General features: G+C 62.4%; 25 protein-coding genes. 13 read left to right on the top strand and 12 right to left on the bottom strand.

The window, feature by feature from the left end; all coding sequences use genetic code 11:
• Window positions 1-10 precede the first annotated feature (10 nt).
• From bioD to GM658_RS20270, 6 genes are read right to left on the bottom strand one after another with little or no spacing between them, the layout of a single operon-like run.
• Complete coding sequence (bioD, locus tag GM658_RS20295; protein WP_155455879.1) at window positions 11-778, bottom strand: dethiobiotin synthase; 768 nt, start codon at window positions 776-778, stop codon at window positions 11-13.
• Window position 779: 1 nt separating this feature from the next.
• Window positions 780-1,964, bottom strand: coding sequence for an 8-amino-7-oxononanoate synthase (bioF, locus tag GM658_RS20290; protein WP_155455878.1), 1,185 nt, complete (start codon window positions 1,962-1,964; stop codon window positions 780-782).
• Between the two features lie 2 nt (window positions 1,965-1,966).
• Window positions 1,967-3,295 (bottom strand): adenosylmethionine--8-amino-7-oxononanoate transaminase, encoded by a 1,329-nt coding sequence (gene bioA / locus GM658_RS20285; RefSeq protein ID WP_155455877.1) that lies wholly within the window; start codon window positions 3,293-3,295, stop codon window positions 1,967-1,969.
• 12 nt (window positions 3,296-3,307) lie between these two features.
• On the bottom strand, window positions 3,308-4,093 hold the full coding sequence (locus tag GM658_RS20280) for an enoyl-CoA hydratase/isomerase family protein (protein WP_155455876.1): 786 nt from the start codon (window positions 4,091-4,093) through the stop codon (window positions 3,308-3,310).
• 12 nt (window positions 4,094-4,105) lie between these two features.
• A complete protein-coding gene (locus tag GM658_RS20275) occupies window positions 4,106-5,713 on the bottom strand; it encodes a carboxyl transferase domain-containing protein (RefSeq protein WP_155455875.1) in 1,608 nt (535 codons plus the stop codon).
• Between the two features lie 16 nt (window positions 5,714-5,729).
• Window positions 5,730-6,158 carry a YchJ family protein gene (locus GM658_RS20270; protein ID WP_155455874.1) on the bottom strand — a complete coding sequence of 143 codons (429 nt, stop codon included), beginning with the start codon at window positions 6,156-6,158 and terminating at the stop codon, window positions 5,730-5,732.
• A gap of 45 nt (window positions 6,159-6,203) precedes the next feature.
• Between GM658_RS20270 and GM658_RS20265 the strand changes: the two genes are divergently transcribed.
• Complete coding sequence (locus GM658_RS20265) at window positions 6,204-6,743, top strand: RNA 2'-phosphotransferase (protein ID WP_155455873.1); 540 nt, start codon at window positions 6,204-6,206, stop codon at window positions 6,741-6,743.
• Here the strand turns inward: GM658_RS20265 and GM658_RS20260 are convergent.
• The gene (locus GM658_RS20260) at window positions 6,740-7,993 is read right to left on the bottom strand and encodes a D-amino acid dehydrogenase (protein WP_155455872.1); all 1,254 of its coding nucleotides are present in this window, start codon (window positions 7,991-7,993) and stop codon (window positions 6,740-6,742) included. The two genes, GM658_RS20265 and GM658_RS20260, sit on opposite strands and share 4 nt — an antisense overlap.
• Window positions 7,994-8,159: 166 nt before the next feature.
• Here GM658_RS20260 and GM658_RS20255 point away from each other — a divergent pair, with 166 nt between their 5' ends.
• The 8 genes from GM658_RS20255 (at window position 8,160) to GM658_RS20220 (ending at window position 15,660) form a co-directional block, all read left to right on the top strand.
• The gene (locus GM658_RS20255) at window positions 8,160-8,900 is read left to right on the top strand and encodes a GntR family transcriptional regulator (RefSeq protein WP_155455871.1); all 741 of its coding nucleotides are present in this window, start codon (window positions 8,160-8,162) and stop codon (window positions 8,898-8,900) included.
• Window positions 8,901-8,922: 22 nt separating this feature from the next.
• A complete protein-coding gene (gene murQ / locus GM658_RS20250) occupies window positions 8,923-9,804 on the top strand; it encodes an N-acetylmuramic acid 6-phosphate etherase (RefSeq protein ID WP_155455870.1) in 882 nt (293 codons plus the stop codon).
• A gap of 11 nt (window positions 9,805-9,815) precedes the next feature.
• The gene (locus GM658_RS20245) at window positions 9,816-11,081 is read left to right on the top strand and encodes an MFS transporter (protein ID WP_155455869.1); all 1,266 of its coding nucleotides are present in this window, start codon (window positions 9,816-9,818) and stop codon (window positions 11,079-11,081) included.
• Between the two features lie 126 nt (window positions 11,082-11,207).
• Window positions 11,208-12,776: a glycoside hydrolase family 10-like protein gene (locus GM658_RS20240; RefSeq protein ID WP_229416986.1), complete on the top strand. Its 1,569-nt coding sequence runs from the start codon at window positions 11,208-11,210 to the stop codon at window positions 12,774-12,776.
• Between the two features lie 69 nt (window positions 12,777-12,845).
• Window positions 12,846-13,763 carry an N-acetylglucosamine kinase gene (locus tag GM658_RS20235; protein WP_155455867.1) on the top strand — a complete coding sequence of 306 codons (918 nt, stop codon included), beginning with the start codon at window positions 12,846-12,848 and terminating at the stop codon, window positions 13,761-13,763.
• 11 nt (window positions 13,764-13,774) lie between these two features.
• Complete coding sequence (locus GM658_RS20230; protein WP_155455866.1) at window positions 13,775-14,566, top strand: peptidoglycan recognition protein family protein; 792 nt, start codon at window positions 13,775-13,777, stop codon at window positions 14,564-14,566.
• The gene (locus GM658_RS20225; protein ID WP_155455865.1) at window positions 14,566-15,177 is read left to right on the top strand and encodes a M15 family metallopeptidase; all 612 of its coding nucleotides are present in this window, start codon (window positions 14,566-14,568) and stop codon (window positions 15,175-15,177) included. The genes GM658_RS20230 and GM658_RS20225 overlap by 1 nt, the downstream gene beginning before the upstream one ends.
• A 33-nt stretch (window positions 15,178-15,210) precedes the next feature.
• Window positions 15,211-15,660, top strand: a complete 450-nt coding sequence (locus GM658_RS20220; protein WP_155455864.1) for a hypothetical protein — start codon at window positions 15,211-15,213, stop codon at window positions 15,658-15,660.
• Here GM658_RS20220 and GM658_RS20215 read toward each other — a convergent pair.
• From GM658_RS20215 to GM658_RS20205, 3 genes are read right to left on the bottom strand one after another with little or no spacing between them, the layout of a single operon-like run.
• Entirely contained in the window at window positions 15,655-16,155 is a 501-nt protein-coding gene (locus GM658_RS20215) for a DUF2939 domain-containing protein (RefSeq protein WP_155455863.1), read from the bottom strand. The two genes, GM658_RS20220 and GM658_RS20215, sit on opposite strands and share 6 nt — an antisense overlap.
• Window positions 16,139-17,656: a D-alanyl-D-alanine carboxypeptidase/D-alanyl-D-alanine endopeptidase gene (gene dacB / locus GM658_RS20210; RefSeq protein ID WP_155455862.1), complete on the bottom strand. Its 1,518-nt coding sequence runs from the start codon at window positions 17,654-17,656 to the stop codon at window positions 16,139-16,141. The genes GM658_RS20215 and dacB overlap by 17 nt, the downstream gene beginning before the upstream one ends.
• A gap of 8 nt (window positions 17,657-17,664) precedes the next feature.
• Entirely contained in the window at window positions 17,665-18,903 is a 1,239-nt protein-coding gene (locus GM658_RS20205; protein ID WP_155455861.1) for a spore maturation protein, read from the bottom strand.
• A gap of 95 nt (window positions 18,904-18,998) precedes the next feature.
• Between GM658_RS20205 and GM658_RS20200 the strand changes: the two genes are divergently transcribed.
• Both GM658_RS20200 and GM658_RS20195 read left to right on the top strand, forming a co-directional pair.
• Window positions 18,999-20,648 carry an ABC transporter substrate-binding protein gene (locus tag GM658_RS20200; RefSeq protein WP_155455860.1) on the top strand — a complete coding sequence of 550 codons (1,650 nt, stop codon included), beginning with the start codon at window positions 18,999-19,001 and terminating at the stop codon, window positions 20,646-20,648.
• 14 nt (window positions 20,649-20,662) lie between these two features.
• Window positions 20,663-21,574 carry a YihY/virulence factor BrkB family protein gene (locus GM658_RS20195; RefSeq protein ID WP_155455859.1) on the top strand — a complete coding sequence of 304 codons (912 nt, stop codon included), beginning with the start codon at window positions 20,663-20,665 and terminating at the stop codon, window positions 21,572-21,574.
• On the opposite strand, the gene GM658_RS20190 is transcribed toward GM658_RS20195, so the two are convergent.
• Window positions 21,571-22,875 carry an ATP-binding protein gene (locus tag GM658_RS20190; protein ID WP_155455858.1) on the bottom strand — a complete coding sequence of 435 codons (1,305 nt, stop codon included), beginning with the start codon at window positions 22,873-22,875 and terminating at the stop codon, window positions 21,571-21,573. The genes GM658_RS20195 and GM658_RS20190 overlap by 4 nt on opposite strands.
• 221 nt (window positions 22,876-23,096) lie before the next feature.
• Here GM658_RS20190 and GM658_RS20185 point away from each other — a divergent pair, with 221 nt between their 5' ends.
• Together GM658_RS20185 and GM658_RS20180 are read left to right on the top strand one after the other, a co-directional pair.
• Window positions 23,097-23,978: a MipA/OmpV family protein gene (locus GM658_RS20185; RefSeq protein ID WP_155455857.1), complete on the top strand. Its 882-nt coding sequence runs from the start codon at window positions 23,097-23,099 to the stop codon at window positions 23,976-23,978.
• Window positions 23,978-24,673 (top strand): hypothetical protein, encoded by a 696-nt coding sequence (locus tag GM658_RS20180; RefSeq protein WP_229416985.1) that lies wholly within the window; start codon window positions 23,978-23,980, stop codon window positions 24,671-24,673. The genes GM658_RS20185 and GM658_RS20180 overlap by 1 nt, the downstream gene beginning before the upstream one ends.
• A gap of 51 nt (window positions 24,674-24,724) precedes the next feature.
• Here GM658_RS20180 and GM658_RS20175 read toward each other — a convergent pair whose 3' ends face one another.
• Entirely contained in the window at window positions 24,725-25,405 is a 681-nt protein-coding gene (locus tag GM658_RS20175; RefSeq protein WP_155455856.1) for a response regulator, read from the bottom strand.
• Between the last annotated feature and the right edge of the window lie 193 nt (window positions 25,406-25,598).

Below are 25,598 nucleotides of genomic sequence, written 5' to 3'. Positions count from 1 at the left end.
TCTTCCTCTCTTACTTGGTGCGGCGGCCCGGCCAGTTCGGCAGGGACGTGAAGTTCAGGTATTCGGCAGCAGCGGCGGCAGTCGGTTTCGCCAGTCGCGGGATGCGGCCGAGCAGCGGCGCGGGAATGCGCGCTGCCAGTGCGGCGATATTCTCGTCCGCGAAGTTCATTTCAAATTCCAGGGTGTTGGCGACCCAGCCCGCCAGCTTCAGCCCACGCGACTCGATTGCTTCGACCGTCAACAGTGCATGGTTGATGCAGCCCAGGCGCAGGCCCACCACCAGCACCACCGGCAGCGCCAGCTGTTCGGCCAGGTCGGCGGTATCGAAATCGTCGGTGAGCGGCACGCGGAAACCGCCCACGCCTTCCACCACGATGGCATCGGTGGCCGCCGCGATTTCAACGTACGCAGCCAGGATCGGCACCGGGTCGATTTCCACGCCTTCCAGGGCGGCGGCGATGTGTGGGGCAGCCGGCTCTTTCAGCATGAATGGGGTAGTCAGCGACTGCGGCAAGTGTACATTGCTTGCTTCGATCAGCTGGTCGGCATCGTCGTTGTGCAACTGGCCGTTTTTCATCACCGCACCGGCGGCGACCGGTTTCATGCCGCAGGCGCGGGCGCCTTGCCGCACCAGGGCGTACAGCATGGCGGACGAGGTCAGCGTCTTGCCGATTTCGGTATCGGTGCCTGCCACAAAGCAGGCGAAGCGCGGCGGCAGGCCGTCTGCGGCTGCAGCGGCTTGGGGCTCAGGAGCGATGACAGGGTCTTCTAGCGCCATATCAGGTCCTTTCCAGTTCGTTAATTGCGTCTGCCAGGCGGCGCACGTCGTCGGCAGTGTGGGCGGCGGACAGCGTGATGCGCAGGCGCGCGGTACCTGCCGGCACGGTTGGCGGGCGGATGCCCCCTACCCACAGGCCTTTCTCGTACAGCGCGGCGGACAGGCGCATGGTTTCGTCATTTTCGCCAATGATGATTGGCTGGATTGCCGTTTTCGACGGCAGCAGTTGCCAGCGCTTCAGGCGCAGGCTGTCCTGCAATTGTGCCACCAGCGCCTGCAAGTGGGCGCGGCGCTCTCGGCCTTCGTCGCCACAGATGATATCGAGGCTGGCCTGCAGCGCGTGCGCCAGCGCCGGCGGAGCGGCCGTCGTGAAGATGTATGGGCGGGCACGCTGGATCAGCGTTTCCACCACGGTGCGGTGCGCCGCCACGAATGCGCCGCCCACGCCGGCAGCCTTGCCCAGCGTGCCGACATACACCAGGTAAGGCGAGCGGATGGCAAAGTGCTCGAGCGCTCCGCGGCCATGTTCTCCCAGCGTGCCAAAGCCGTGGGCATCGTCCACTACCAGCCAGGCCTTGTGCTGTTCGCACAGGGCCAGCAGCGCAGGCAGGTCTGCCAGGTCGCCGTCCATGCTGAATACGGCGTCCGTGACCACGATCTTGTTGCTGGCGGTGCTGGATGCCAGCAGCGCGCCCAGTGCGGCTACGTCCGCGTGCGGGTAGACGGACAGCTTGGTGCGCGCCAGGCGGGCGCCGTCGATCAGCGAGGCGTGGTTCAACGCTTCGCTGAAGATTTCAGTGTCCTTGTCGCCAACTGCCAACCCGGTCACCACGGCCAGGTTGGCCATGTAGCCAGTGCAGAAGTACAGCGCCTGCGCCTCCACCAGATGCGGTGACAGGAATTCGGCAAGACGCTGTTCCAGCAACGTGTGCGCGCGGCTATGGCCGCTGACCAGGTGTGCGGCGCCGCTGCCGGCGCCATACAGTTCAACACCTTGCTGCATCGCTTCGCCTACGCGCGGGTGCGCTGCCAGGCCGAGATAATCGTTGCTGCAGAAGGCCAGCAGTTCGCGGCCATCGACCATGACGCGCGGCGCGCAGGCGGTTTCCACCGAGCGGCGCTTGCGGATCAGGTTCTTGTCATCCAGCGCTTGCAGCTGCTGGTCGAGTTTTGCGAGCAGTTCCATGGTCAGCCCACCCGCGTTTTCTCGAAGACCGACAGCGTGCGCGCGGCCAGGCCGTCGATTTCTTCGTCGCTGAGGATGTACGGCGGCATCAGGTACACGGTATTGCCGATTGGACGCAGCAGCAGTTCCTGCTTCGTGCCTTCGGTGAAGAAGCGGCGCGAGAAGCCCGGCGCGGCGCCGACCGCGTCAAACGCCCAGATCATGCCGCGGTTGCGGAAGTTCTCGGTGTTCTCGTGGCTGGCCAGCGGCGCCAGGGCCTCGGTCAGCTTGCGTGAGCGCGCCTTGTTCGCTTCCAGCACGTGATCTTCAGCAAAGATGTCCAGCGTGGCCAGCGCGGCGCGGCATGCCAGCGGATTGCCGGTGTAGGAGTGCGAATGCAGGAAGCCGCGTGTGACGTCGGCGTCGTAGAAGGCCTGATAGATCTCGTCGCGCGACAGGACGATGGACAGCGGCAGGTAGCCGCCGCTGATGCCCTTCGACAGGCAAAGGAAGTCCGGCCAGATCCCGGCCTGCTCGCAGGCGAAGAAGGTGCCGGTGCGGCCACAGCCGACGGCGATTTCGTCCAGGATCAGGTGCACGCCGTGCTTGTCGCACAGTTCGCGCACCAGTTTCAGGTAGAGCGGATCATGCATCGCCATGCCGGTGGCGCATTGCACCAGCGGCTCGATGATGATGGCGGCGATTTTGCCGGCGCGTTCGGTGAACATGCGCTCGACATCGGCGGCGGCGCGGCGCGCTACGTCGGCCGCCGTTTCGCCTTCGTCGGCCTGGCGCGCATCCGGTGACATCACGGTCTGGGTGGCGCGCAGCAGCGGGCCGTAGGCATCCTTGAACAGCGCCACGTCGGTCACGGCCAGCGCGCCGATGGTCTCGCCGTGGTAGCTGCCCTTCAGGCAAACGAATTCCTGCTTGTCGCCCTGGCCCATATTGCGCCAGGCGTGGAAGCTCATTTTCAATGCGATTTCGACCGCCGATGCGCCATCGGACGCATAGAAGGCGTGGCCCAGATTGTGCTGGGTCAGCGCCGCCAGGCGTTCGCTGAGCTGGATCACCGGCTCGTGGGTGAAGCCGGCCAGCATCGCATGCTCCAGCATGTCGAGCTGTTCGCGCAATGCCGCATTGATGCGCGGATTCGCATGGCCGAACAGGTTCACCCACCAGGAGCTGATCGCATCCAGGTAGCGGTTGCCTTGGTGGTCATACAGCCACACGCCGCGGCCATGGCTGACGGGGATCAGCGGTACCGTTTCATGGTGCTGCATCTGGGTGCACGGGTGCCAGACTGACTTCAGGCTACGTGCTACCCAATCGTTTTGTTGGTTCACTTCCAAAAACTGCTCCGTTCAATTCAGCCAGCCCGGCTTGCGCTTCTCGAGGAAGGAAGCAACGCCCTCGCGGCCTTGCTCGGAAGCGCGGATGTGGGCGATGCGTTCGGCCGTATCGGCCAGCAGGGCATCGTTCACCGGCTTGCCGACGACGTCGCGCACCAGCACTTTGGCTTCCTTCACTGCGTTCGGGCTGTTGGTCACCAGCGCCTTCAGCACTTCCGCCATCCTGGCGTCCAGTGCGTCGGCGGCGACCAGTTCGTGCACCATGCCGATGCGGTGTGCTTCGGCGGCGCTGAAACGTTCGGCGGTGAGGAAATAGCGGCGCGAAGCCTGCTCACCCATCGCCTTGATCACATACGGCGAAATGGTCGCGGGGATCAAGCCCAGTTTCACTTCGCTCAGGCAGAAATTCGCTTCCGGCACTGCGACGATGATGTCGCAGGCCGAAACGAGGCCCATGCCGCCCGCATAGCAATCGCCATGCACGCGCGCGATGGTCGGTTTCGGGCACAGGTAGATAGTGCGCAGCATTTGCGCCAGCTGCATGGCGTCGGCCTCATTCTCCTCGTGGGTGTAATGGGCCATCTTCTTCATCCAGTTCAGGTCACCGCCGGCGCAGAAGGCCGGGCCGTTCCCGGCCAGTACGATGGCACGCACGTTTTCGTTGCGGCCCAGTTCCGAGAAGGCGCGCGTGAGATCGTTGATCGAATGCTCGTTGAAGGCATTGCGCACGTCCGGACGGTTCAGGGTGACGGTGGCGATCTTGTCGTTGATGGCGACGGTCAAAGTCTCGTAGGTCATCGTCATCACTCCTTACATGCGGAACACGCCGAACTTGGTGTCCGGGATCGGCGCGTTGAGCGCGGCGGAGAGGCCCAGGCCCAGCACCATGCGGGTGTCGGCCGGATCGATCACGCCATCGTCCCACAGGCGCGCGGAGGCGTAGTAAGGATGGCCCTGGTGCTCGTACTGTTCCTTGATCGGCTGCTTGAAGGCTGCTTCTTCCTCGGCGCTCCAGCTGCCGCCCTTGGCTTCGATGCCGTCGCGCTTGACGGTGGCCAGCACGCCAGCCGCCTGCTCGCCGCCCATCACGGAGATGCGCGCGTTAGGCCACATCCACAACATGCGTGGCGAGTAAGCGCGGCCGCACATGCCGTAGTTGCCGGCGCCGAAGGAGCCGCCGATGATCACGGTGAATTTCGGCACGGAGGCGGTAGCGACAGCAGTCACCATCTTGGCGCCGTTACGGGCGATGCCTTCGTTTTCATACTTGCGGCCGACCATGAAGCCGGTGATGTTCTGCAGGAATACCAGCGGGATCTTGCGCTGGCAGCACAGCTCAATAAAGTGCGTGCCCTTCAGCGCGGACTCGGAGAACAGGATACCGTTGTTGGCGATAATGCCGACCTTCATGCCGTAGATATGGGCGAAGCCGCATACCAGGGTGGTGCCGTAACGTGCCTTGAATTCATCGAATTCGGAGCCGTCGACGATACGCGCGATCACTTCGCGGATATCGAAAGGCTTGCGGGTATCGACCGGAATCACGCCGTACAGTTCTTCCGGCGCGTATTTCGGTTCCACCGCGTCGCGCAGCACGCCTTGCTGCGGCTTCTGGCGATTCAGGTTGGAGACGATGGTGCGGGCCATCGACAGCGCATGCATATCGTCCTGCGCCAGGTGGTCGGCCACACCGGACAGGCGGGTGTGCACGTCGCCACCGCCCAGGTCTTCAGCGGAAACCACTTCGCCGGTCGCCGCCTTCACCAGCGGAGGGCCGCCCAGGAAGATGGTGCCCTGCTCTTTGACGATGATCGATTCGTCCGACATGGCGGGCACGTAAGCGCCGCCGGCGGTGCAGGAACCCATCACCACCGCAATCTGCGGGATGCCCTTGGCCGACATATTGGCCTGGTTGAAGAAGATGCGGCCGAAGTGGTCGCGGTCCGGGAACACATCGTCCTGGTTCGGCAGGTTGGCGCCGCCCGAGTCCACCAGGTAGATACATGGCAGGTTGTTCTGCTCCGCGATCTCCTGCGCGCGCAGGTGTTTCTTCACCGTCATCGGGTAGTAGGTGCCGCCCTTCACGGTGGCGTCGTTACACACGATCACGCATTCCTGGCCGTTCACGCGGCCGATGCCGGTGATCACGCCTGCTGCCGGAGCGGCGTTGTCGTACATATCGTAGGCAGCCAGCTGGGAGAACTCGAGGAAGGGAGTGCCGGGATCGAGCAGCATCTGTACGCGGTCGCGTGGCAGCAGTTTGCCGCGCGCCACGTGCTTGGCGCTGGCCGCCTCGCCGCCGCCTTGCGCCGCTTTCGCGACTTTGGCGCGCAGGTCGTCGACCAGGGCTTGCATGGCGGCGGCGTTGGCTTTGAAGTCCTCGCTGCGCGGATTGAGTTTGCTTTCGATATGCGGCATGTCTCGTCCTCTTGTCTTATTCTGGAAATTCGCCGTCGACGTAAAACCAGCGCAAGCCACCTTCGCCCGGTTCGCGCAGGAAGCGGCTCAGCTCATGCAGACGCTGGCCGCGGCCATCCACGCGCAGGCGGGCAACGAACTCGACAAAATCCTCGTTCGGCTGGGCCTCTGCTTTACGTTGACGTAAACGTAAAGCAGATTTTACCTCAAGTCCCAGCCATTGGAGCTTCTCGTCCTGCTGAATAATTGGCTCCGTTGGACGGGTGCTCTCATGCCAAGTTGACAACAAATACGGCTCGTTCCGGAGCGTATAGGCGGAATAACGGGAGCGCATCAGCTGCTCAGCCGTCTCCGGCAGGGCTTTCCCTTCGATAAAGGGGCCGCAGCAAGCCTCAAAAGAAGGACCGCCGCATGGGCAGCCGACAGGGGTCTTGGATTTGGACATCCCGCCATTATCCGCCATATCGGCGTTTGGGCTAATATGTGCCAAATGAGCAATATGAACAATGCAAGTGCCGGCAAGTTCCTCAGCCTGATCTTGCGTCACAAACCGGAAGAAATCGGGCTGACTCTTGATCCGAACGGGTGGTCCTCTATCGATGAACTGATCGCCCTGGCCTCCGCTCGCGGCACACAGCTAAGCCGGGATCAGATCGAAACCATTGTCGCAGAGAGCGATAAGCAACGATTTGCGATCAGCGCCGATGGCGCGAAGATCCGTGCCAACCAGGGACATTCGGTAGAAATAGCGCTGGGACTGGCCCCGCAAACACCGCCCGAGCAACTGTTCCATGGAACCGCAACCCGATTTCTGGATTCGATCCGTGAAAGCGGCCTGCATTCGGCCTCGCGTCAGTATGTACACCTTTCATCCGACCGTGCGACTGCCGAAAAAGTCGGCAGCCGTCACGGCAAGCCGGTCATTCTGCTCGTGGCGTCAGGCCAGATGGCCCGTGATGGCCACCTCTTCTACTTGTCCGAGAACGGCGTCTGGCTAACCGACAGCGTTCCTGCGAAATATTTGGGCTAAGCCTTATAGGCCAGGAAGTCGAGCTCGAAGGGCGGCTCTTTGCCGCGCATCAGGGTCGCCAGCAGGCTCGCGCTGCCGCAGGCGAAGGTGAAGCCTAGCCCGCCGTGACCGACATTGAGCCAGAGGTTGGGGTATGGCGTGGGGCCGATGATTGGTGCGCCGTTTGGCGTCGCTGGCCGCAGGCCTGCCCAGGCTTCGGCCTTGTCGTAGTCGGCGGCATCCGGCATCGTTTCGCGCGCCATGCGGGACATGCTGGCAATCCGGCGCCGGTCGATTCGTTTGTTTTCACCCACCAGGTCGACCATGGCTGCGATGCGCAGTTCGTTGCCGATGCGGGCGTACAAGGTCTTGCGTTCGAAATCGGTCACACTGATATTGGGCGGCACGTGCTCGCCGCCGATCGGGGCGGTCAGGCTGTAGCCCTTCAGCGGATACATCGGCAGGTCGAGGTTCGCAGTGGCAGCCAGGTCGCGGCTCTGGATGCCTGCGGCCAGCACATAATGATCGGCCGTGATCCAGCCGGCATCGGTTTCAATTGCCGACACCCTGCCGCGGTCGACAAAGATATGGCGCGCGGCAGTGTGCATGCAGCGTTCGAAACGCGGGTGTGCATAAATGCGCTTTTCCAGCGCCAGGCAGAAGGCATAGCAGTCAGCTACCGCTTCGCCGGGATTGAAAATGCCCCCGGCCAGCTTTGAGGCAACGTGCGCCAGCGCAGGCTCGATGCGGGCCGTATCGGCGCCCCATAGCACGGCGCGGTTTTGATCGACACCGGGCTTGTCCAGCGCCGCCTTGAAGGCTTCTTCGCTGCGATAGACCACGAGCTTGCCGGCATTGCGCCAGTTGAATTTGGACAGCGGCAGCTTCAGTTCAAGTTGCGTCAGCGACTGCCGGCTCAGCTCACCCAGTTGCAGCAGCTTGGCGGTAATGCGGGCATTGGTCTCGGCATTGCAGTTCTTCAGGAACCGTGCGATCCAGCGCCATTGGCGGTAATCGGCTTCGGGACGGAAGCGCAGCGGGCCATCTTTCTCGAACAGCCATTCCATGACTTTTTTCGGCACGCCGACATCGGCCAGCGGCGACACATAGCGATAGCTCAGTTGCCCACCATTGCGGTAGCTGGCGGCAGTGCCGACGGTCGGGGAACGTTCGAGCAGGGTCACGCGGAGGCCTGCTTCGAGCAGCCACCACGCTGACGCCAGGCCGACCACGCCGCCGCCGATCACTATTACCTGCTTACCGTTCGCCATTCCATCTCCGGGAAATGAAGCGTAAAGCTTAAGCGTAATGTTGCCTCATGGCAAATTAATTCAAATACCGTTGGTAAATGGCATCGATGCTCACTTCAACTGGTAAATGAAAAGAGCAGCGTAATTTACCTTTCGCTATTACACTAGCAACTATAGGAGAAAAGTAATGAGCCTCACCAGCGCTGAATTCAAACCAGACCAACAAGACAATTCGCCGCTGTACATGCAGATTGCCCGCAAGTTGAGCGACGATGTTCGAAACGGACGCTATCAGGTAGACCAGGCCCTGCCTTCCGAACGGACCCTGTCGGAACTGCTGAACGTATCGCGCGTCACGGCGCGCAAGGCCATCGACCAGTTGGTCGACCAGGGCCTGGTGGTGCGCCGCCGCGGCTCGGGCAATTACATCGCGCCGCGCATCGAGCAGCCGCTGTCCAACCTCACCAGTTTTTCGGAACAGCTTTCGCAGCGCGGCTACAAGCCCGGTTCGCGCTGGCTCAAACGCGCCCTCGTCGCCGCAACGGCGGACGAACAACTGAGTCTCGGCTTGTCGCCCAACACCCGCGTGGCAAGGCTGGAACGCCTGCGCCTGGCCGATGACGTGGTGATGGCTTACGAAGTCTCCGTGCTGCCGCAAACCATCGTCGCCAACCCGGAATTGATTGGCGACTCGCTGTACCAATACCTGGATTCAGTGGGCAAAGGACCGGCACGCGCACTGCAACACATTCGCGCCATGAACGCCTCGGCCGAACTTGCGCGCCAGCTGGAAGTACCGGAAGGACAGGCCGTCCTGTTCATTACCCGTATCGCCTATCTGGAGTCGGGACAGGCGATCGAGCTCACGCACTCTTACTGCCGCAGCGACCATTACGATTTCGTGGCGGAGATGCGCAGGGCTGCATAAGCCATTCGCCATATGTTGAGACATGCTGAAAACTGAATCCCCCAGTTCGCAGCATTTGGAACTGGACCAATATCCCACAGAGCAACTGGCCGCAGCCTTCGCCGACGACCAGCTGAACGCGGTGCAGGCAGTGCGCGCCGTCATCCCCGCCATTGCCCAAGCGATTGAAGCAGCGGTGCCGCGCATCGAAGCGGGCGGGCGCCTGCTTTACGTTGGCGCAGGCACCTCCGGCCGCCTCGGGGTGCTCGATAGCGTTGAACTGTATCCCACCTTTTCCTGGCCGTATGAGCGTGCCGTCGCCATTCTCGCAGGCGGTGCGGAAGCCATGTTCAAGGCGGTGGAAGGCGCGGAGGACGACCGCGCGCAAGGCGCGCGCGACCTGCTGGCGCTGAATCCCGGCAAGGACGACGTGGTGCTGGCGCTGGCCGCCTCCGGTACCACCCCCTATGTGCTGGGCGCCATCGAAGCCGCGCGTGGCGCCGGTGCGCTGGCCATCGGCATTGCCAACAACCCGGGCGCGCCCGTCTTGCGTGAAGCCGATTTCGGCATCATTCTCGATACCGGCAACGAAATCATCTCCGGCAGCACGCGCCTGAAAGCAGGCACTGCGCAGAAGATCGTGCTGAACACGATTTCCAGCGCCATCATGGTCCGCTTGAACAAGGTTTATGGAAACTTGATGGTAGACTTGAAGCCGACCAACGCGAAGCTCTTTGCACGCACGGTGCGGCTTACCATGCACGCCACCGGCGCCGACGAAACGACAGCTCGCAAAACGCTGGAACAGTGCGGCTTCCATGTCAAGGTGGCGGTAGTCGCCCTGTTGAAGAAAACCACGGTGCAGCAGGCGCAAGGTTTGCTGGACCAGGCCAAGGGCAGCGTACGCGGCGCGCTCGGCCGATAAGAAAGGACGTAATGGATCGAGCGCAGCAACGCAGCCCCTGGGGCTGGGTCCCGACACTGTATTTCAACCAGGGCATTCCCTACTTTGCGGTGATGGCGCTTTCCACCGCGATGTACAAGGACCTCGGCATTTCCAACACGGACATGGCGTTTTACACCGGCTGGCTTTACCTGCCGTGGGTCATCAAGCCGCTCTGGTCTCCCTTGATCGAAATGTTCGGCACCAAGCGTGCCTGGGTCGTCATCCTGCAAATGGTGCTGGGTGTGTCGCTCGGAGCGGTGGCCTTCACGCTGCCGCTATCGAATTTTTTCCAGCTTAGCCTGGGCGTTTTGTGGCTGATGGCGTTCAGCTCCGCCACCCACGATATCGCGGCGGACGGCTTTTACATGCTCGGCCTGCGGCAGAAGCAGCAGGCGGAATTTGTCGGCGTGCGCAGCACTTTTTACCGTGCGGCCAACGTGGCCTGCAATGGCGGCCTGCTGTTCCTGGCCGGTGAAATCATCAAGCATTACGGCAATCCGCATATGGCGTGGGCGGTGACCTTCGGCGTGGCTGGGGCGGTGTTCATTCTGCTGGCGATGTATCACTTCATCGTCCTGCCCCGGCCGGCGGAGGATGCGCCTGCCAAGCACGCTGTTTCGCCAATGCAGGAATTCTTTGCCACTTTCGCTGCCTTTTTCCGCAAGGACGGCATCGTCGTGATCCTGCTGTTCCTGCTGCTGTTCCGCCTGGGCGAATCGCAGCTGCTGAAAATGGTGGTGCCTTTCCTGAAAGACCCGCTGGAAAAAGGCGGCTTGGGCATGGGCACTGCCGAAGTGGGCATCGCCTACGGTACGGTAGGCATTATCGGCCTGATCCTCGGTGGCCTGGTTGGAGGCTGGCTGATTGCGCGCTTTGGACTCAAGCGCTGCCTGTGGCCTTTTGCGATTGCGATCCACATTCCGGACCTGGTCTTCGTCTACCTGTCGCAAGCGCAGCCCCAGGGCTTCGCCTGGATCTCCACTTGCCTGGCGCTGGAACAGTTTGGCTATGGCTTGGGCTTCACCTCCTTCATGATGTATATGATCATGGTGAGCCAGGGCGAGCACAAGACCGCCCATTATTCGATCTGCACCGGCTTCATGGCGCTGGGCATGATGATTCCGCAGATGGCCAGCGGCGCGATCCAGGAATATCTCGGCTATCAGCATTTCTTCATCTATGTCTGCACGGCGACGATACCGGCCTTCATCATGACGGCCCTGATCAAGATTGACCCGGAGTTCGGCCGCGAATAGTGGGTAGAATACGGCTCCTGCTGATGTGAGGATTAGGTTTTGGCTTTTAATGCGAAAAGGCGGCTGACCATAGCCGCCGCCGCGGCCGGCGTGGCCGCATTAATGGGAGCGTGTACGTCGACGCCGATGGCCCCAGCCGAAGGCGAAGCCGTGCCTTCGCCGGCAGGTGCTGGCGGCACCGCTCCAACGCCTGCGACGGCCGCCGCTCCGGTACAGCAGCCCATCACCGGCGAGCAGCCGCCAGCGGCGCCGCGCGAGTTCCGCGCCGCCTGGGTGTCGACGGTCGCCAACATCGACTGGCCAAGCCGCAGCAACCTGCCGTCCGGTCGCCAGCAGGCGGAAGCCATTGCCATCCTCGACCGCGCCAAGGCACTGCACCTGAACGCCATCGTGCTGCAGGTGCGCCCCAGCGCAGACGCGATCTACCCCTCCAAGCTGGAACCGTGGTCGGAATTCCTCACCGGCCAGCAAGGCAAGGCGCCGGAACCAGCCTGGGATCCACTGGCTTTCTGGATCACCCAGGCCCACGCGCGCGGCCTTGAGCTGCATGCCTGGTTCAATCCCTACCGCGCGCGGCATTCCGCCGCGCGCACGCCCAACGCGCGTGACCATATCGCCAACACCAGGCCGCAAGTGGTGCGCCAGTACGGCAAGTTCCTGTGGATGGATCCTGGCGAAGAAGCCGCTGCCCAGCAAACCCTGGACGTGATCCTGGACGTGGTGCGCCGCTACGATATTGACGGCGTGCATATCGACGACTATTTCTATCCCTACCCGATCGAAGCGCCCGGCGCCAACGGCGGCGAGGCGGCGCTGGACGCGCCATCGAACGGCAACAAGCCCGAACTGGATTTCCCGGACGCGGCATCCTTCCAGCGTTACCAGCAAGGCGGCGGCACGCTGGACCGCGCCAACTGGCGCCGCCAGAACGTCAACCAGCTGATCGAAGCGCTTTACACCGGCATCCACAAGGAAAAAGCGTGGATACGCTTTGGCATCAGTCCTTTCGGCATTGGCCGCCCGGACCGCCGCCCGCCCGGCATCCAAGGCTTCAGCCAGTACGACAAGCTGTATGCAGACGCCGAAACCTGGCTGCAAAACGGCTGGCTCGATTACCTGGCGCCGCAGCTGTATTGGCCGATCGCCCAGCAGCCGCAAGCCTTCCCGGTGCTGCTCGATTACTGGCTGGGGCAGAACAAGCGTGGCCGCCATATCTGGCCGGGCCTGTACACCAGCCGCATCGACGACAGCAGCAAGTCCTTCGCGCCGGAAGAAATCGTACAGCAGGTGAACCTGATGCGCAGCCGCGCCAACGCCAATGGCCACATCCACTTCAGCATGGTCGCCCTGATGCAGAATCGCAAAGGCGTGGCCGACCAGCTCAAGGCCGCCAGCTACCAGGGGCCGGCCCTGGTACCGGCGTCGCCCTGGCTGGGCAGCGAAGCGCCGCCGGCACCCACCGTGTCAGTCAAGCGCCACGCCAGCGGACTGGCTGTCATACTCGGCAACGCCGCCCGCGCGACCCATCTTGCAATATGGGCGCGCTATGGCGAGGAATGGCGCTTCAACGTGGTGCCGGCTGGCCGCAGCGAAGTGGTGCTGACCGACGATAACGGCGTCTCTGCGCGCAGCGTGGTGGTGTCCGCCGTCGACCGCCTCGGGAATGAAAGTCCAAGAGTTTCCGCAGCGTTATAACTTTTTTGAATGGGAGCCGGAGCGGCTTTCATGCAAATATGTCATGTTTTAACGTACACTCAAGCGATAATGGACAAACCTGACACCGATCGTATCCTGGGTTTAGGCATTGATGCTGGCGGCACGGAGACGCGCTGGGCGCTGTCCGATGCGGCGGGCGTCATCGTGGCGGAGGGCACGGTCGCCGGGCTTTCCGCCCTGATGCTAGCCAAGCCGGCCGGCCGCGATCAGGTGCACGCCGCCTTCAGCAAACTGGCGCGTGATGTGCTGGCGACCGGCAAACCGGCGCGCATTTGCGCCGGACTGACCGGGTTTGGCGGCAACGGCCATGTGCTGGTCGACTGGCTCTCCACGCTGCTGGATGTGCGCGGCGAATTGATCACCCTCTGCAACGATATCGAAGTCGCCTACCTCGACGCTTTCGAACCCGGCGAAGGCTACCTGGTCTACGCGGGCACCGGTTCCATCGCCGCCTTCATCGACGAACAGGGCGAGTTCCATCGCGCGGGAGGCCGCGGCGTCACGCTGGACGATGCGGGCGGCGGCTACTGGATTGCGCGCGAAGCGATGCGGCGCATCTGGCGCGGCGAGGACGAACAGCCCGGTGTCTGGCAGGAGTCGCCCATGGCGCACGCCGTGTTCGACCACATCGGCGGCAGCGACTGGTCGTTCTCGCGCAGCTTCATGAACACCCAGGAGCGCGGCGAGATCGGCAAGCTGGCGCTGGCAGTGGCCATGAGCGCCGGCGCCGACCCGGCGGCGCGCCACATCCTGCTGCAGGCGGGGCGCGAGCTGGCGCGCCTGGCGCTGGCCCTGGTGACCCGCTTTGGCGAACGGCCGATCGTGCTGTCCGGCCGCGCCGCCGAACTGCACCCGCTGATTTTCGAAGCCATGCGCTCCGACCTCCCGCCGGGACTGAATTTGCAAAAACGTAGTGCCACACCGCATCATGCGGCTGCGCGGCTGGCATCCCTGCCGCGTAACTAATCCAGGAAACCATGAAAAAACTGCTGCTTGCTTCCCTCATCGCACTGCTGACCGGCTGCGCCACGCCGCTGCCGAACATCGATCATTCCCTGACGTCGAAGGGCCAGAGCAGCCGTGTGCGCTTTATCGTGCTGCACTACACGGCAATCGACCTGCCGCTGTCGGTCAAGGTGCTGACGGAGCAGGAGGTAAGCGCCCACTATCTGCTGACCGACGAAGTGGAGCCACGCTTCTACGCCCTGGTCGATGAAAACCGCGCCGCATGGCACGCCGGCTTGAGCAGCTGGAAGAATTACACGGCACTGAACCACAGTTCGATCGGCATCGAAATCGTCAACCCGGGCTTCAAGGATGAACCGGATGGCCGCCACTGGTACCCTTTCAGCGACCGCCAGATGGACCAGCTGGTAGCCCTGCTCAAGCAAATCAAGGAACGCCACCAGATCGCGCCGGAAAACATCCTTGGCCACGCCGACGTTGCCCCGCAGCGCAAGCAGGACCCGGGCCCACTGTTCCCCTGGAAGCGCCTGGCCGACGAAGGCCTGATCGCCTGGCCGGACGCCAATGCCGTCGCCGCGGCACTGCCCAAATATGAGGCAGAGCTGCCGGACATCGCCTGGTTCCAGCAAAAACTCGCCCAGCACGGCTACGCCACCCCGCAAACCGGCGTGCTGGATCCGGAAACCCACAACGTGCTGGTCGTTTTCCAGGCCAAGTACCGCAACACCAAATGGGACGGCGTGCCGGACGCCGAATCCGCCGCCATCCTCGACGTGCTGACCGCGCCGAAGCCGAAGCAGTAATGGCCAACACCATCCGCAGCGAAGACGTCGCGGGCCATGCCGCTTTCCGCCATTTGAGCAGCATTGCCGGCATCGCCGTGGATCTACGTTACGCCGGGCCCGACAACTTCGTCGGCCGCGACCTGTATTCTCCACTCGACTGCGCCTGGCTGCACCGCGATGCAGCGGCCGCCATCGAGCGGGTGGTGGCCTGGCTGGCGCAGCATGCGCCGGGCCACCAGGCCTTGCTGCTGGACGCCCTGCGCCCGCACCGCGTGCAGGAGGAACTGTGGGAAGCGCTGGACGGAACAAGCCTGCAGATGTACCTGGCGCCGCCGGAGCGCGGCTCGATCCACTCCTTCGGTATGGCGGTCGACATCACCCTCCTTGGCCCCTCCGGGCAGGAGCTGGACATGGGAACGGCTTTTGACGATATGACCGAACTTTCCCACCCTGCGCTCGAGGCCAGGCATCTCGCGAGCGGTGAGCTGAGCGCCGCCCAGGCGGCCAACCGCCGGTTGCTGCGCGACGCGATGGTCCAGGCAGGCTTCACCGGCATCAAGACAGAATGGTGGCATTTCGACTGCGGCGACCGGGTAGCGGTGCGCCGCGACTACACACGCGTCCTTTAGAAGGAGACGGCCAATATGCGACAGCCCTGGTCCATGACACGAGCAATCCTGACCGGCGGCGCGCTGGGCGGGCTGTTGGATATCCTGTTCGCGATGTCGTTTGCCGCCTTACGGGGGACGCCACCGGAGCGGCTGCTGCAGGTTGTCGCCAGCGGGGCACTGGGGCAGGCCGCGTTCACAGGCGGCACAACCGCCGCCGCAATCGGCCTGGCTTGCCATTTCGCCCTGAGTTTCATGTGGATGGCGGCTTTCTTCGTGGCGGCCAGGCGCATGCCGGCCTTGGCCGCCAGCCCGATGCTGGCCGCCGCAGGCTATGGACTGCTGGTGTTCTTCATCATGCGGCTGGTGGTGCTGCCGCTATCGGCGTTCCCGCGCCCCGTAACGTTCAATGCGTTCTCATGGGGCATGGACATCCTGTCGCACATCTTCCTGTTCAGCCTTCCGATCGTTTGGGCGACACGAAAAGCGCTTCCTGCGTCATAAACGAAGCTCGGACAGCTTCCAGTCCGCGAAGCCGTTGCGCACCAGGACCAGGGATATCTTGTCGTTGTGGACGACGAAGCGGTTGATGCCTTCACGCTCCGTTACCCATTTCGGCTTGTTTTCGCCCGGCGGCGGCGCCTCCTCGCGCGGGGCTTCGGCGACAGGTTCGTCGCGGCGCTTCTGTTTCGCGAAATCGCCGTGCTCCAGCACGAACATCACCGCTTCCGGACGCACCAGCGCATCGACCACTACCCCGCCCAGCAAACGCCCCAGGCCATCGAGCGCACCATCGCCCGGCCTGCCTGCGATATTGTCTTTCATGTTTTCCCGCAGCGCAGGGAAATCCACGTGGCGATTGAAGGCCTCCACGTCATGCGTGCGAACCGCTTCCTTCATCTGGTGCATGACCAGCAGTGGTGACCAATACCAATAGGCCGCTACTGCCACGGCGGCGGCCAGTACTGCGGTTCCAATCGACTTACTTTTCTTTGCCATCTGCGCGTGCAACCCAGTCTATCAAACCGTCGACGATAGCACGGCCGTTGCCATTGCTGGCGCGCTCGTGGTTGACCATCACGACGACGATGCACTGCTGGCCCTCGGCGTCCGGCACGTAGCCTGCCGCCGAGATGACGTTTTTCAGCGAACCGGTTTTCATCCGGGCATGCAGCGCGGCCGGGCTGTCCTTCAGGCGGCGCTTCATGGTGCCGTCGATGGCGGCAATCGGCAGGCTGGTAAGGAATTCCGGGGCCCACAGCGACTTCTGTGCAGCCTTCAGCAAGCCCGCCATCTGCTCAGGGCTGTAGCGCTCTGCGCGTGACAAGCCGGAGCCGTTCTCGAACACCATGCCGTTGTCGTCGATGCCGTGGGCGCGCAGCCAGTTGCGGACCATCATTTCCGAGCGGGCGTTGGTACTCATTGGCGCTGGCGCTGCTTCGGCGCCGCCTGGGATTTCCGCCGGCGAGGCATCGCTGACCGGGCGGCTGCCCAGCTGGGGATCGGCCTGCAGGCTGCCCAGGCTCAGGAAGATGGTACGCGCTAGCCCATTGTCGGACGATTTGTTGGTATCGCGAACCAGTTCGGGCAGCGAACGGCTCACGTGCTCGGCCAGCAGGATTGATGGAAGGCTGCTGTAGGCTTGCGATTCGCCGGCGGAGACCTCGTAAGCCTTGCCGGTAAAGCGCCCGCCCAGCCGCTCCCACGTGGCACGGAACAGGCGCTCGGCGTAGTCGGTCCGATCCAGTACGTTGACGACATTGGTCTTGCTGCAATTGCGGGGGAAGGTTCCTTTCAGGACCACGGTCACGCGCGAGCCGCTGCGGATATATTCGGGCACCTTCCAGCCTTCTTCCCACCGTGAGCAGTCTGTATTCACCAGTGTCATGTCGGAGCGCACGCGCACATTGTCCAACTCCGGCAAGGCGCTGGCTTTGATCGACGTCGAATCGGAGGTGATGTCGAGCGTCAGCAAATTCATGTTCAGCAGCAGCGCATCGGGGATCAGGTTGTAGTAGGCCTCCGGTGCTTCATCGAAAGGCGGCGCGCCGGCATCGGCGCGCGCTGGCTGCCACAGCTGCCGGTCCAGCATCAGGTTACCTTCAATTTTGCGGATGCCCCTGGTGCGCAGCTTTTCCAGCATATGCGTGAAGGCATCGGCGGTCAGGTCGACATCGGCCCCGCCGCGCAGCACCAGGTCGCCATGCAGTACGCCGCCGGATACCTGGCCGCTCGTACGCAATTCGGTACGGCCGCGGAATTGAGGCCCCAGCACTTCGAGTCCCACCATGGTGGTGAACAGCTTCATCGTTGACGCAGGCGTGAACGCGCGCGCGGCCTCATTCGACACCAGCACCTGGTCACCGCGCAGCACCAGCACGCCAATGGCATCCTCGGGAATGCCCTTCTCGGCGGCGAGGCGGGCAATGGGCTCCGGCAGCGCCGCCTGGGCGGAAGCGCCGATCGCGGCGAACAGTGAGGCAAGCAGCAGTCTGCGCATGAAAGATCCTATCCGAAGAAGACGTAGGCAACGGCAATCGCGGCCAGCACACCGGCGCAATCCGCGATCAGACCGCAGGAAATCGCATAGCGCGTCTTGCGGATGCCGACCGAGCCGAAATACAGGGCAACGATGTAGAAGGTGGTATCGGCCGAGCCCTGGAACATGCAGGCCAGGCGGCCTACGAAGGAATCCGGTCCATAGGTTTTCATCGCATCGATCATCAGCGCGCGCGAGCCGCTGCCGCTGAAGGGGCGCATCAGCGCGGTTGGCAGTGACGGAACGAAATCCGTCGCCAGGCCAAGCTTGGCCAGCGTCCAGTTTGCGCCATCCATGATCATACCCAGCACGCCAGCATTACGGATCACGCTGATCGCGACCAGCATGCCCACCAGGTAAGGGATGACGGTGAGCGAGGTCTGGATGCCGCCCTTGGCGCCTTCAATAAAGGCTTCGTAGACATTCACTCTCTTGCGCAGTGCGCCGATCAGGAAGGCGGAAATGATGGCGATCAGGATCAGGTTGCTGGCCACCTTGGACACCACTTCGATCTGGTCGCGGCTCAGGTAGTGTGTGAAATAGAAGATCAAGCCGCCGATGGCTGCGGTCATGCCCCCCAGCCAGCCCAGCACCACCTTGTCGAACAGGTTGATGCGCTGGCGGATTGAGACCGCTATGATGCCGACCAGGGTGGCCACATAGGTTGCAATGATGCAAGGGATGAAGATATCCGACGGATCGGCCGCACCGAGAATAGCGCGCTGCGCCATGATGGCCAGCGGGATCAGCGTCAGCCCGGACGTGTGCAGCACCAGGAACATGATCTGCGCATTGCTGGCGGTATCCTTGTTCGGGTTCAGGGTCTGCAAGCTTTCCATTGCTTTCAGGCCGAACGGGGTTGCCGCGTTGTCCAGGCCGAGCAGGTTGGCCGAGAAATTCATCACCATATGGCCGGTGGCCGGGTGGTCTTTCGGCACTTCCGGGAAGATGCGCGAAAAGAACGGTGAAATGATTTTTGCCAGCCAGCCGATGGCGCCCGCCTTTTCGCCAACGTTCATCAAGCCAAGCCACAGCGTCATGATGCCTGCCAATGGCAGGGCGATTTCCATCACCGCCGATTTGGCGGAATCGAACGTGCCGTCGATGACCTTCTTGAAAATCTCCGTGTCGCCAGTGAACAGCCATTGCAGGATGGCGGCGGCGAAGCCAACGAGGAAAAAGCCGGACCAGATATAGTTAAGGGACATGGATGCAGCTCTTATGATGGTTTTTGCAGCGAAAGTATAGGGTAAAAAAGTTATAAGCTGGCGTATCGCCGTGCTCTGGCTTATGCTTCTGCCGCATGAAAAGACTTCGCGTTTTCGCCGCTACCCTCGCTTTCGCTGCCATCGCGCCGACCGCAATGGCGGCCGACAAAGTCCTGCACGCCTTCCTTTCGACGGGCGAAACCGGCCTCGACCCGGCCGTCGCCTCCGACATCGCCAGTCTGAGCCTGCTGGAAAACCTGTTCGAACCCATGCTGCGCTACGACTACGATGCGCGCCCGGTCAAGCTGGTGCCAAGCGGCCTGCGCGAGATGCCGACCAGCGACGCCAGCGGCAAGGTTTGGACCATGCACGTGCGGCCAGGCATGTTCTTCGCCGATGATCCTGCATTTAGCGGAAAGAAGCGCGAAGTTACGGCGGCGGACTACAAATTCGCCATCGAGCGCCTGCTCGATCCCGCCCTGAAATCGCCCTGGGCCTTCATGTTCGACGGCAAACTGGCCGACCTGCGCACGCTCGACAAATACACCCTGCGCCTGACCCTGAAAGAACCCGATCCCAGCCTGCTGTTCTACCTGGCATTGCCGGCCACCGGCGCCGTCGCCAAGGAGGTGACCGACGTCTACGGCAGCCAGGTCGGCAACCACCCCGTCGGCAGCGGGCCCTTCACCATGGAGCAATGGAAGCGCAGCGACAAGATCACGCTGGCCGCCAACAAGGGCTACCTGCAAGTCTGGCAAGGCAAGCACCTGCCCATGGTCGACAAGGTCGAAGTCAAGATCATGGAGGAATACCAGTCGCGCGTGCTGGGCTTCCTGAACGGCGAATTCGACTATATCGAGCAGGTGCCGGAATCGATGCGCGACATGGTGCTCGACCCGGCTTCCTCGCAGCCGGTGCTGAAAAAAGAGCTGGCCGCACGCGGCATGGTGCTGGCCCCCTTCCCGGTGCTGCAGACATATTACATGTGGATGAACATGGACGACCCGGTGATCGGGGGCTACAGCAAGGAAAAGGTCGCCCTGCGACGTGCCATCGCCCTCGGCTATAACGGTCCGGAAGACATCAGCCTGCTCAAGAAAGGCCTCGCCATTCCCGCCCAGAGCCCGCTGCCGCCCAATGTGCTCGGCTATGACCCGAACTACCGCAGCCCGATCAGCTACAACCCGAAGCTGGCCAAAGCCTTGCTCGACCGCTTCGGCTATAAGGTCGGTAAGGACGGCTTCCGTACCCTGCCCAACGGCCAGCCGCTGGCGCTGCTCATGCACAGCGAGCCGACCATGGTGGGACGCCTGCGTGACGAACTGTGGCGCAAGAACCTGAATGCACTCGGCATCCGCGTCAGCTTTAAAACCGACAAGAAGACCGAGATCATCAAGGCCAGCCGCCTGGGCAAGGTGCAGATGTTCGAAACCAACTGGGTCGCCGATTTCCCGGATGGGGAAAACTTCTACCAGCTGCTGTATGGGCCGAATAGCGGCCGCGCCAATTACGCCCGTTTCAACCTGCCGGAATACAACATCCGCTATGAGAAAGCGACTCAGCTCAGCGACGGTCCGGAGCGCAATGCCATCTATCGCGAGATGAACCAGCTGATCCACGCCTACAATCCCTGGGTGCTGCTGATTCATCCGATTTCGGCCGACATCCAGCAACCCTGGCTGAAAAATTACAAACGGCACCCGGTCGAGCTAACCAACTGGCGCTACGTCGATATCGTTCACTAGCGTAGAATGGGGCGATGCGAATACTCAAGCACAGGGCGGTGGCTTTTGTGCTGGAGCATCCCCTGGGCTTTGCACTACGATGCCTGAAGGGTTTCAAGGCTAACCAGGGTTTGCTGCTGGCGGGCGCCGTCGCCTATTACTCGCTGCTGTCCATCGTTCCGCTGCTGATGCTGGTGGTGGTGGCGCTGTCGCACGTGATTCCGCAGCAGGAGCTGCTGCAAATTATTGGCCGCTACCTGGAATGGCTGATCCCCGGCCAGTCCCAGGCCGTGGTGGCTGAGGTCGGCCATTTCCTCGAGCATCGCGAACTCGTCGGCTGGGCCCTGGTGCTGGTGATGCTGTTCTTCAGTTCGCTGGCCTTCTCGGTGCTGGAAAATGCGATGTGCTTCATCTTCCTGCACCGTGCCCGCGTGCGCCGCCGGCATTACCTGGTGTCGGCCATCCTGCCGTATTGCTACATCCTCTTCCTTGGCATTGGTGCACTGGTGATGACCCTTGTTGCAGGCAGCTTGCAAGTGATCGGCAAGGAAAGCGTGTACCTGTTCGGCTATGAGTGGTCGCTGCACGGTCTTTCCGGCGTGTTGCTCTACCTGCTGGGGCTGGCAGGCGAGGTGCTCATGCTGAGTTCAATCTACCTGGTGATGCCGGTCGGGCGCCTGTCCTGTGCGCATGCGCTGATCGGCGGCGCTACCGCGACGGCGCTGTGGGAAGTGGCGCGCCATGTGCTGGTCTGGTATTTCTCCACCCTGTCGCAGGTGAACCTGGTGTACGGCTCGATGACGACCGCCATCGTGGTGATGTTCAGCCTGGAGATTGGCGCGACCTTGCTGCTGTTCGGCGCCCAGGTTATCTCCGAATTCGAACGGATTGGGCGCGGCGAGGAGAACAAACCGCCGCATCGCCTGCAGACCAAGACCGCTTGCTAGCCCGGCAGGGTGATGGTGAAGCGCGCGCCGCCCAGCGCGGAGGTACCAACCGCCAGCGTGCCGCCGTGCAGTTCCACCGCCTTGCGCGCGATCGACAGGCCGAGGCCAAAGCCGCCCGTGTTGCGGTCGCGGCTGCGGTCCAGACGGTAGAATGGTTCGAAGACGCGCTCGCGTTCTGCATAGGGGATGCCGGGACCGTCGTCCTCAACGGCCACCTGTACCACGTCATTCATGCGCACTGCCGACAGGCGCACCGTATGCGTCCCGTACTTCAATGCATTACGCAGCAGGTTGCCGACGGCGCGCTCCAGCAAGCGCTGCTCGCCATTGATCTGGCCCAGCTTTTCACCCAACTCCATTTCCAGCGCCATGCCTTCGGACGGCGGCAGGGTCTCGCTGCAATGGGCCAGGGCCGAGCCCAGGTCGAAGCGCTTGCGCTGCAGGTGCGGCTCGGCGTCCAGGCGAGTCATGCCCAGCAGCTCGTTGACCAGCTCTTTGAGTTCGCGCAGGTCGCCTTCCATGGCGTTGATGCGCTTGTCCAGCGCAGGATTCTCCGCCACGTCGCGCAGCAGTTCCAGCGCGAACTCCAGGCGCGCGATCGGCGTGCGGATTTCATGTCCCACCGAATGCAGCAGGTTGCGCTGCGAGTCGAGCAGGCGTTCGATGCGGTCGGCCATGTGGTTGATGCGTTCGGCCAGCGGGTAAATGCTGTCTTCCGGCTCCATATGCGCCCGTGCCCCCAGTTCGCCGCCGCCGAAGCGGTCCGCCACGTCAGACAGCTGCTGCAATCCCTGCCAGTGCGAGCGGGACCAGGCGGCGATAGGAATCAGCAGCACCAGCGCCACGATCAGGTAGCGTACGGCCTCCATCGACAGTGCAAAACCGATATCGATCGGCAGGTCCTGCGCCACCAGCGCTTCGTCATTACTGCCGATATAGCGCTCGCCGACCAGGTCAACGCGCCGGTAGAAGGCCTTGCGGCCGATATCCAGCACCACGCCGCCGCGCTCGAAGCCTGCCGCATCCTGGCCGGAGATCTGCTTGCGCACTTCGGACAGCGGCACCAGCTCAAAGCGTACGCCCGACACTTCGCGCACGCGGTTCAGGCGGTCCAGCCATTCGTCGGCCGGCGCCTGGTCGATGTACTGCTCGAGGAGGAAGATCTGGGCTGCGGCCTGGCGCCGCGCGATCGAATCCAGCGGATCGCCAAACAGGCGATTGATCGCGAAATAGACGATGAATGCCGCCGCACTGATGGACAGCATCACCAGTATAAAAAAGCGGAAAAACAGGCGATTCATCACCGCGCATTGTATTAGAAACAATCACCAGCGGGAACCGCTGTACAAATTTGCGACAAAAAGCGTACAGCTCACGGCGGATTTTTCGGCCGGGTTTCTCTATGATTACGCTATCACTTTGCGGATTTCACAACGGATTTCGACCGGGAGCTGAGCGTTTTCGCGGCTTTGGAAGGCATTGCAATTACAATATCCGCCATTCCAAACCGTAGACTTTCAATATGCGACAGTACCTGTTTCTCGCCATCGCCGGCGCCTGCAGCACAGTAGCAGCGCAGACCCCGGCTACTAACCCGATGCCTGACGGCAGCCGGGATATGTATATTGGCGTGGGCGTGCAGTCGATCCCGCGCTACGACGGCGCGAGCGAGAACCTGGTTCGGCCGCTGCCGGTTCTGCAAGTCCAATGGAGCAATGGGATCTTCGTTTCGGGCACAGCGCTCGGCTGGCACCTGTCGCAATCGCCTTCCATGGAATTCGGCCCGATGCTGACGCTCTCTCCGCGCCGTGACCAGGATGGCCTGTCATTCGGCGCTGGCGGCGTGAATGACGGCGCGGGTTCGCGCATCGGTTTCCAGAGCACCCGTCCCGGCGGCTTCGCGCCGAAACAAACCGATATGGCGGATGGCAACCGCCTGCAGCATATGGACGTGATCAAGCGCCGTGTACTGGCCGGCGGCTTCTTCAACTATTACCTGTCGCCCAAACTGCGCCTGACCAATACCCTGATTTATGGCAGCGGCAGGGACCACAATGGAGCGCGGCTGCACACGGCCATGCAGTACATGATGGAAGACGTTGTGCCCCACCATACCGTGGTCCTGTCGGCCGGCGTTTCCGTCGTCAACCGCGCTTATAACGAAACCTGGTTTGGCGTAACCGACGAGGAAGCCGTCCGCAGCAATTTAAAGAGCGGCTACGGTCCCGGCGCCGGCCTGCAGGAAGTACGCGCAGGCGTGCGCTGGAACTGGGCGCTGAGCCCGAACTGGATCCTGACCTCCGGCGCCACGGTGAACCGCCTGGTCGGCGATGCAAAAGACAGCCCGCTGGTTGAGCGGGCCACCAACTATTCCGTGTCCTCTGCACTGGCTTACCGATTCTGATGAAGACATTGACCCTTCTCCGCACCACGCTGCCGGCCATATGCCTGGCTGCGGTGTGCTGTGCCGTCCAGGCGCAAGAGGAGTGGGTCAGCTATCGCGATGCCTATCGGCAGATGGTGGTCTTCGCCAAATACGGCAAGCCAAAGAACTTCCTGCAGATTCATTATGAAGTGAGTCCGCGCGACCCGTCAGCCACGCTCGAAGGCCTGCACCTGACCCTGACCGGCAAGAACACGCAACTGAATCTGCCGCTGGATGCCACTGGCCGCGCCATCTTCCCGCTGCTGAAGGCGGCCTACGACGACAACGCCGTGCTGGCGCTGAACCGGCGCATGGCCAGCTATCGTTTCGCGCCGCGTGTAACGATCCTGAGCCGCAATGACGGCATTTACGAATCATCCGACCTGCGCACCGCCTGCGAACAAGCGCTGGCCTACCAGCGCTTCATCGATGTCTCGTACAGCCTGAAGAAATGCGCCGGCGTGCGGTTCGTGTTCGGCAACCGCGCCGATGCCCTGGTTCAGGCCAAGTACGGCCAACGCGAAGCCCCGCTGCCTGTGGTGGACGGCCCAGCCTTCGATGGCGAAACATTCGGCACCTACCGCACCGCCACCTACCGCTTCACCGACTGGTCAGCGCAAGGCCAGGTAGTCAGCCAAAACACCCCGCTGGCCATCGCCCCGCTGTTCGAATAGTGGGGTGCCTGACCCTGCGGGCCAGACATCGGTTCACCGGTTCTAAAGGGTTTAATTCCAAGCCGACGGCGAGAACAGATACCCCTCGCCCCAAACGGTCTTGATCTTCTCCCCATCCACATCATCAAACTTGCGGCGCAGCTTGGAAATCGAATTATCGATAGACCGATCCAGCCCATCAAACTCAATCCCCCGCATCGTCTTCAGCAGCGCATCGCGCGACAGCACCGTCCCCGCCGATTCGGCCAGCACCAGCAACAGCTTGTATTCAGTATTGGAAAGCGGGCAATGCTGCCCCTTCCAGCTGACCGACCGGTCGCTGGTCGCAATCGCCAGCTGGCCGAAGATCAGCTGATCCGCCTCCGACTTGCCCTGGCGGCGGCGCAGCAGCGCACGCAGACGCGCCAGCAGCACGCGCGGCTGTACCGGCTTGTTGATGAAGTCATCCGCGCCCTGTTCCAGCAGCGACACCTCGTCGTAGGAATCCTCACGCGCGGTCATGATCAGGATAGGCACGTCGCTAATCTCGCGAATCTGCTGGCTCACCTTCATGCCATCCATCCCCGGCAGCATCAAGTCCAGCACGACGACGTCGGGATTGGTCGCACGGAAGCGCGCAAGCGCCTCATCGCCACGCGGCACCACGTCCACCTTGAATTCATAGCCCGCCAGGTACTCCACGACCAGTTCGGCCAGGCGCGCATCGTCTTCCACCAACATCACTTGAACCATGTCTTTCTCCTTGTGCCGGACATTCTATAAGACCTGCAACCTGATGGCACATTTGCACTTAAAAACCGACAAAGCGATACAAACGGGAGAAAGTATATTTCGCCCAGAAGGGACACTTGATAGATTTCCATGTGGCAACGTGACGTCGGCTGCGGATCATGGGCTTTGTTGACTCTGCTGTTGAGTAATGGCC

This window comes from Massilia eburnea, from assembly GCF_009720745.1.
Lineage (GTDB): Bacteria > Pseudomonadota > Gammaproteobacteria > Burkholderiales > Burkholderiaceae_D > Rugamonas > Rugamonas eburnea.
The sequence above is the reverse complement of the archived record's forward strand: the minus strand, read 5'-3'. Positions and strand labels throughout refer to the sequence as shown.

Coding starts and splice junctions, on each gene's coding strand:
- bioD (WP_155455879.1), bottom strand. CDS start 778: ATGGCGCTAGAAGACCCTGTCATCGCTCCTGAGCCCCAAGCCGCTGCA.
- murQ (WP_155455870.1), top strand. CDS start 8,923: ATGCTGAAAACTGAATCCCCCAGTTCGCAGCATTTGGAACTGGACCAA.
- GM658_RS20185 (WP_155455857.1), top strand. CDS start 23,097: ATGCGACAGTACCTGTTTCTCGCCATCGCCGGCGCCTGCAGCACAGTA.
- GM658_RS20230 (WP_155455866.1), top strand. CDS start 13,775: ATGAAAAAACTGCTGCTTGCTTCCCTCATCGCACTGCTGACCGGCTGC.
- GM658_RS20220 (WP_155455864.1), top strand. CDS start 15,211: ATGACACGAGCAATCCTGACCGGCGGCGCGCTGGGCGGGCTGTTGGAT.
- GM658_RS20255 (WP_155455871.1), top strand. CDS start 8,160: ATGAGCCTCACCAGCGCTGAATTCAAACCAGACCAACAAGACAATTCG.
- GM658_RS20245 (WP_155455869.1), top strand. CDS start 9,816: ATGGATCGAGCGCAGCAACGCAGCCCCTGGGGCTGGGTCCCGACACTG.
- GM658_RS20190 (WP_155455858.1), bottom strand. CDS start 22,875: ATGAATCGCCTGTTTTTCCGCTTTTTTATACTGGTGATGCTGTCCATC.
- GM658_RS20180 (WP_229416985.1), top strand. CDS start 23,978: ATGAAGACATTGACCCTTCTCCGCACCACGCTGCCGGCCATATGCCTG.
- GM658_RS20270 (WP_155455874.1), bottom strand. CDS start 6,158: ATGTCCAAATCCAAGACCCCTGTCGGCTGCCCATGCGGCGGTCCTTCT.
- GM658_RS20225 (WP_155455865.1), top strand. CDS start 14,566: ATGGCCAACACCATCCGCAGCGAAGACGTCGCGGGCCATGCCGCTTTC.
- GM658_RS20240 (WP_229416986.1), top strand. CDS start 11,208: ATGGCCCCAGCCGAAGGCGAAGCCGTGCCTTCGCCGGCAGGTGCTGGC.
- GM658_RS20215 (WP_155455863.1), bottom strand. CDS start 16,155: ATGGCAAAGAAAAGTAAGTCGATTGGAACCGCAGTACTGGCCGCCGCC.
- GM658_RS20205 (WP_155455861.1), bottom strand. CDS start 18,903: ATGTCCCTTAACTATATCTGGTCCGGCTTTTTCCTCGTTGGCTTCGCC.
- GM658_RS20175 (WP_155455856.1), bottom strand. CDS start 25,405: ATGGTTCAAGTGATGTTGGTGGAAGACGATGCGCGCCTGGCCGAACTG.
- dacB (WP_155455862.1), bottom strand. CDS start 17,656: ATGCGCAGACTGCTGCTTGCCTCACTGTTCGCCGCGATCGGCGCTTCC.
- GM658_RS20235 (WP_155455867.1), top strand. CDS start 12,846: ATGGACAAACCTGACACCGATCGTATCCTGGGTTTAGGCATTGATGCT.
- GM658_RS20200 (WP_155455860.1), top strand. CDS start 18,999: ATGAAAAGACTTCGCGTTTTCGCCGCTACCCTCGCTTTCGCTGCCATC.
- GM658_RS20275 (WP_155455875.1), bottom strand. CDS start 5,713: ATGCCGCATATCGAAAGCAAACTCAATCCGCGCAGCGAGGACTTCAAA.
- GM658_RS20195 (WP_155455859.1), top strand. CDS start 20,663: ATGCGAATACTCAAGCACAGGGCGGTGGCTTTTGTGCTGGAGCATCCC.
- GM658_RS20265 (WP_155455873.1), top strand. CDS start 6,204: ATGAGCAATATGAACAATGCAAGTGCCGGCAAGTTCCTCAGCCTGATC.
- bioF (WP_155455878.1), bottom strand. CDS start 1,964: ATGGAACTGCTCGCAAAACTCGACCAGCAGCTGCAAGCGCTGGATGAC.
- GM658_RS20280 (WP_155455876.1), bottom strand. CDS start 4,093: ATGACCTACGAGACTTTGACCGTCGCCATCAACGACAAGATCGCCACC.
- GM658_RS20260 (WP_155455872.1), bottom strand. CDS start 7,993: ATGGCGAACGGTAAGCAGGTAATAGTGATCGGCGGCGGCGTGGTCGGC.